The organism is Intestinibacter sp. (assembly GCF_022780145.1).
Taxonomy (GTDB): Bacteria; Bacillota; Clostridia; order Peptostreptococcales; family Peptostreptococcaceae; genus Intestinibacter.
Genome location: NZ_JALEXO010000238.1, coordinates 1 through 4,654, shown reverse-complemented (window position 1 = coordinate 4,654; position 4,654 = coordinate 1). Strand labels below are relative to the sequence as shown.

General features: G+C 30.9%; 5 protein-coding genes. 2 read left to right on the top strand and 3 right to left on the bottom strand.

Annotation, left to right across the window (positions count from 1 at the left end; all coding sequences use genetic code 11):
* Nucleotides 1-78: 78 nt before the first annotated feature.
* Genes MR593_RS08980 through MR593_RS08970 form a run of 3 tightly spaced genes read right to left on the bottom strand, consistent with a single transcriptional unit; the run spans nucleotide 79 to nucleotide 1,962 of the window.
* Nucleotides 79-903, bottom strand: a complete 825-nt coding sequence (locus MR593_RS08980) for a hypothetical protein (protein ID WP_290692047.1) — start codon at nucleotides 901-903, stop codon at nucleotides 79-81.
* Nucleotides 897-1,595, bottom strand: a complete 699-nt coding sequence (locus MR593_RS08975; RefSeq protein WP_290692045.1) for an ABC transporter ATP-binding protein — start codon at nucleotides 1,593-1,595, stop codon at nucleotides 897-899. Before MR593_RS08975 ends, MR593_RS08980 begins: the two co-directional genes overlap by 7 nt.
* Nucleotides 1,588-1,962, bottom strand: coding sequence for a GntR family transcriptional regulator (locus MR593_RS08970; RefSeq protein ID WP_290692043.1), 375 nt, complete (start codon nucleotides 1,960-1,962; stop codon nucleotides 1,588-1,590). Before MR593_RS08970 ends, MR593_RS08975 begins: the two co-directional genes overlap by 8 nt.
* A gap of 154 nt (nucleotides 1,963-2,116) precedes the next feature.
* On the opposite strand from MR593_RS08970, the gene MR593_RS08965 reads away from it, so the two are divergent.
* Together MR593_RS08965 and MR593_RS08960 are read left to right on the top strand one after the other, a co-directional pair.
* Nucleotides 2,117-3,310 carry a trans-sulfuration enzyme family protein gene (locus tag MR593_RS08965; RefSeq protein WP_290692041.1) on the top strand — a complete coding sequence of 398 codons (1,194 nt, stop codon included), beginning with the start codon at nucleotides 2,117-2,119 and terminating at the stop codon, nucleotides 3,308-3,310.
* Between the two features lie 126 nt (nucleotides 3,311-3,436).
* Complete coding sequence (locus tag MR593_RS08960; RefSeq protein WP_442908405.1) at nucleotides 3,437-4,513, top strand: IS6 family transposase; 1,077 nt, start codon at nucleotides 3,437-3,439, stop codon at nucleotides 4,511-4,513.
* Nucleotides 4,514-4,654 lie beyond the last annotated feature (141 nt).

The window sequence follows — 4,654 nt, the reverse complement described above, 5'->3', positions numbered from 1 at the left end:
ATTAAAAAATATACGCTTTTGCTAATAATTTAAGACTATTAGCAAAAGGTATATTTTTTTAATCTAATATTTACTTTTTTATTCTAAATTAAGCTTTTTGTTTAATAATGTAGTTGTTCCAAAGAACAAAGCTACTGCAATTATTAAATTCGCTACAAATATTATAATATCATAATTTCCAACTGAAAGAACTGCATTAAAAGTTCCACTTATATCAAAGCTTGACATATTTTCACTTATAGCTAAAGCTTTATCATCATTAACAAGAAAAGCAATTGCTTCTATAATACCTGATTGAATCAAAGATAGAGCTATAAATGATCCAAAAGCTGATAATACTTTATGCTTAGAAAATACATTTAAATGGCATATTGCGCTTGCTAAGTATATTGTCAATATAAATGTTGAATAGTCGACTATATAATTGAAGCCATAAAAAGCTATACCTCCTATATTTTGTGAAAAGATAGCTTTTACCTCTTTGAAGAAATAACCTATATCTAAAACTTGATCGACTCTATAGCTAAGCATAACACAAACTAAAGTAATAGAAACAATAGAAACTATTACAGTCAATATTATAAATAGCAATGAAGTTAAAAACTTAGATAATACTAAAGCTTCATTACGTACTGGTAGTGTAAACATCAAATACCCTTCATCACCTAAAAGACTCTTATTAAATCTTTGAACTATAAGAACTATAGTCAACACAATCGCAGCTATAAATAAACCAAATGCTGCTAAAGTGCCTATTAAATATACTAATGTGAAATCATGTACTCCATTATCAAAATTTATAAATAATCCACCTAATATAGAAAACACCAACGTAACTATATAAAATGGAAAAAATATTCTTCCACAAGATCTAATTTCGTATTTCATTAATTTTCCTAGCATCTAAATTCCTCCCTAAAAATAGCATCTATTGATTTTTGTTTTTCAGCTCTTATTTCGTCTACATCCCCTTGTAGAACGACTTCCCCATAAGCTAAAAATATAACTTCATCGCATATATTTTCTATCTCACTTATTAAATGAGTTGCAATCAATAAAGTAGAATTTTCGTTGAAATTTTTAAGTATAGTGTCTAATATAAAGCTTCTGGCCGCTGGATCGACACCACCTATAGGTTCGTCTAGTATATATAAATCAGCATTTCTAGCCATAACTAAAATCAATTGAACCTTCTCTTTTGTACCCTTCGATAAAGTTTTTAACTTTCTATTTTCATCGATATCTAGACTTTTTAGCATTTGAAGAGCTCTCATTTCGTCAAAATCAGGATAAAAATCCTTGAAAAACTCTATTATATCCTTGACCTTCATCCATTCATTTAAGTAAGTCTTTTCTGGTAGATATGAAACTATTTTTTTAGTTTCTACTCCAGGCTTCATACCGTTTATAAGTACTTCCCCTTCAGTAGCAGTAAGTAATCCATTCATCATCTTTATCATAGTTGTCTTTCCGCTTCCATTTGGACCTAAAAGTCCGACTATTTTTCCCCTAGGAATCTCGATATCGATTCCTTTTAAAGCTTCTAGTTTACCGTATTTCTTGTAAACATTTTTGAATTCCACTATATTACTCATTTTTTCCCTCCTTTAAGATTTCTTCAATTAATCTCATTATTTCTTCATCTGTGTATCCTAAATTTATTAGAGTTTCCAAGGATGCTTTTACACTATCTTTTACTAAATTTTTTCGTTCTCTATCTATCAAAGCTTTGTCATCTGTTACAAATCTTCCACTTGTTCTCTTAGAATATACAAAGCCCTGTCTCTCTAATTCTGCTAGTGCCTTTTGCATAGTATTTGGATTTACCATAGCCTCTGCAGCTAGGTTTCTGACAGAATCTAATTTAGAATCTAACTCGATTTCCCCTGAAATTATCTTCATCTTCAATTGCTCAACAAGCTGTATATAAACAGGTTTATTATTATCAATCTGCCATTCCATATTAACACCTCCTTTACTGTATTAATACTATAGTACAATAGTACAATCAATTTTTATATTTGTCAAGTTATTTAAAAATTAATCAAATAATTATTAACATATATTTCCTATAGGTATACTATGAAATTAAACTATTATTTTTAGAGGTGAAAACATGGCAAAACGTACTTATGGAAAAGAATATGGATTTCAAACAAGAGCAGTACACACAGGAAATGATGTAGATGCAGAAACAGGTGCTATCAAAAGACCTATAACAATGGCAAATAGTTATGAATTACCTTACGATCCTTCAGATATAAACTGGAGTAGTTCAGGTGGTAACTTATATACAAGAAACGGTGGTTCCAACCAACAATATTTACAAGAAAAAATAGCGAGCTTAGAAAATGGTGAAGACTGTGTAGTTCTAGCATCTGGAGTTGCAGCACTTTCAGGTTTATTCTTCGCTTTATTAGAAAAAGGAGATCACGTTATATTCTCTAGTGTTACTTATATAGCTGTATATCGTTTATTAAATGAATTATTAAATAACAAGTTCGGTGTTGAAACAAATCTTGTGGATACTACTGACCCAGAAAATGTTAGAAAGGCAATTCGCCCTAATACAAAATTAATCCACATAGAAACACCAGGAAACCCTACTTTAATGATTTCAGATATAGAAGAAATCGCCAAAATTGCACACGAAAACGGTGCATTGCTTTCAGTAGATAATACATTCGCATCACCATACAACCAAAGACCTATTGATTTAGGAGCTGACTTCACTATAGAAAGTTTGACTAAATACATAAACGGTCACGGAGACTCAATGGGTGGTGCTATAATAGGAAAAACTAAATACTTAGATATTATACGTGCACAATCTCAAGTAAATCTAGGAGGCGCTATAAGTCCTTTCAATGCATGGTTAATCATGCGTGGTTCAGTTACTCTACCTCTTAGAATGAGACAACACAACGAAAACGCTCTAGCAGTGGCTAAGTGGCTTGAAGGTTTAGATTGCGTAAGATTCGTATCTTATCCTGGACTTGAAAGCTTCAAGGGCCATGAAGTGGCTAAGAAACAAATGATAAACGGATACGGTGGCGTATTATCATTCGGATTAAAAGCAGATCACGATACTCATAACAAATTCGTAAGCTATCTTAAGGTCATCACTTCTGCTGTCTCTCTAGGACATGACGAAAGCTTAATCGTATTCTTAGGTGAAGACGACGAACGACAATACTTATATCCAGATGAATTCTCAGATGGATTCTTCAGATTCTCTGTCGGCATAGAAGACGTTGAAGATATCATCGGAGACCTTGAACAAGCTTTGACTAAAGTAGGTTTACTTTAATTCTCATAAATTTTCTATATACTAAATAAGGGAGTGAATAAAATCTATTTTTTACTCTCTCCCTTGTATAATGTAGCGTTCTGTTAACTTATTTATATTTGAATCTCGACCCCGTTAGGGTTTACAATGGTTTCACCACAAAACACAGTTCCCCCTATTAGAAAGGAGTCGAGAAAATTGAAACCTACGGTTAAATGCCCTGAATGTTATAGTACTGAGTTATATAAATACGGTAAAGATAAACATTCTAATCAAAAATATTTATGCAAAAGATGTAAAAGACAATTTACACTACAATCAAGTAAAAAATCTACTAAAACTAAAGATTATCCAAAATGTCCTGTATGTGGTAGAGGTATGTATCTTCACCATGCATATAAATATTATGTTAGTTTTAAATGCAATAATAGAAAGTGCAATCATACCCTTAAACAGCTTAGACCTATAGCTATTGATGATCCTTCATCTGAAAAGCTATCTGGTAAAACTACCTTTTCAGGTCATAGATTTAGTGTAAATACAATTATTACCGCTATAAATTTATATTATGCTCTTAACTCTACAACACGAGCAATTTCAACATATTTATTAAATCACATGAATATCAAAGTATCTCATGTAACTATTTCTAAATGGATTAAAAAGTTTGATAAATATTTTAAATCCATAAGTGATGAGCTTACACAAAACCTCTATTTAGGTGATTCAGATGAATGGCATGCTGATGAAACAGTTGTAAAAATTAATAAACAGAAGTACTACCTTTGGATCTGCATTGATTCAGAAACTAGATTCATTACTTCTTGGAATTTAAGCGATTCTAGAGATTCTGATGCAGCTTATTCATTGTTTAAACAAGCTAAGACCTTCGGTAGTCCTGGCGCTATTGTAACTGATCGTTGGAAATCTTATATCCAACCTATTGATACTACCTTTGATAATACAAAGCATATTCAAGTTGAAAGCTTTCGTGACGATATTTCGAATAATTTGATAGAATCCTTTAACAAAACATTTAAATCTTGGTATAAAAAAGTTAAAGGTTTTAAATCATTTGAAAGTGCCAATAGCTTAATCAGTAACTTTATTTTTTATTACAACTTCATAAAATCACATTCATCATTGAATAATTTAACACCTGCTGAAGTTTGTGGTATTAGTTATACTCATCAAGATAAAGTTAATTGGTTTGTCAAATATTAATTGCATTTTCAACCTAAAAAAAATATAATTTTATTAGGTTTATTTGTTATGCCAATTTTTAATATGTGAAATCAAAAAGTGAACCTATCGGTTATTGATCCTGTCGAGAATCATTTTTTATCATATCAAGTTAACAAAACC

Excerpts from the sequence above, each read along its gene's own strand:
- MR593_RS08970 (WP_290692043.1), bottom strand. The coding sequence starts at position 1,962 with ATGGAATGGCAGATTGATAATAATAAACCTGTTTATATACAGCTTGTT.
- MR593_RS08975 (WP_290692045.1), bottom strand. The coding sequence starts at position 1,595 with ATGAGTAATATAGTGGAATTCAAAAATGTTTACAAGAAATACGGTAAA.
- MR593_RS08980 (WP_290692047.1), bottom strand. The coding sequence starts at position 903 with ATGCTAGGAAAATTAATGAAATACGAAATTAGATCTTGTGGAAGAATA.
- MR593_RS08965 (WP_290692041.1), top strand. The coding sequence starts at position 2,117 with ATGGCAAAACGTACTTATGGAAAAGAATATGGATTTCAAACAAGAGCA.
- MR593_RS08960 (WP_442908405.1), top strand. The coding sequence starts at position 3,437 with ATGGTTTCACCACAAAACACAGTTCCCCCTATTAGAAAGGAGTCGAGA.